General features: G+C 67.7%; 1 protein-coding gene. It reads left to right on the forward strand.

Going from position 1 to position 835, the window contains the following annotated elements; translation table 11 throughout:
* Positions 1–93: 93 nt before the first annotated feature.
* The coding region (locus R1101_RS0124650) for an LLM class flavin-dependent oxidoreductase (RefSeq protein ID WP_016935790.1) at positions 94–835 on the forward strand (742 nt) is incomplete at its 3' end.

An 835-nucleotide genomic window follows, 5' to 3' on the forward strand; every position in this document is an offset into this window, starting at 1 on the left:
CCCCCGGGGAACGAGTCACCCCGTACTCATGACCGCTGCACTGACACTCATCGAGAAGTACTGATCCCCGATCGACCGGAGGAGCGGACAGTGATGACACTGATAGGTTTCCACGCCTCACACGAACAGGTGTCTCCATCCCGCCTGCTCGAGGACGTCCGGCTCGCGGAAGCAGCCGGTTTCCGGGCGGCCATGTGCTCGGACCACATCGAACCCTGGTCGCGCCGGCAGGGACACTCGGGTTTCGCGTGGTCGTGGCTCGGTGCGGCCCTGGCCACCACCGAACTGCGTTTCGGCGTCGTCACCGCGACGGGCTTCCGCTACCATCCCGTCGTCACCGCTCAGGCCACCGCGACTCTGGCATCGATGTTCCCGCACCGTTTCTGGTTCGCGCTCGGCAGCGGTGAGCATTGCAACGAACGCATGTCCGGGACTCCCTGGCCGTCCAAGGAAGAACGTCAGCAGATCCTGGGCGAGAACCTCGACATCGTCCGGCGTCTGCACGCGGGCGAGATCGTCGACCACGACGGCGCTGTGAAGGTCGACCGCGGACGCGTCTGGGACCGACCACCGGTCCCTCCCGAAATCCTGCTCCCCGCACTGACTCCCGAGACGGCCCGCCGATTCGCCGGCCGGGTCGACGGCCTCGTCACCGTGAACGCCCCGCTCGACGACCTGCGCCGCATCCTCGACGCCTACCGCGACGGCGGTGGAACCGGACGGACCGTGCTGCAGGTGCATCTGAGTTGGGCGAGCACCCGTGATCGGGCCGAGGCGATCGCCCGCGAGCAGTGGTCGACCAACGCCCTACCGCCGGAGCTGATGGCCGATCTCG

It is taken from the genome of Rhodococcus sp. R1101, from assembly GCF_000278445.1.
Lineage (GTDB): Bacteria > Actinomycetota > Actinomycetes > Mycobacteriales > Mycobacteriaceae > Rhodococcus > Rhodococcus gordoniae.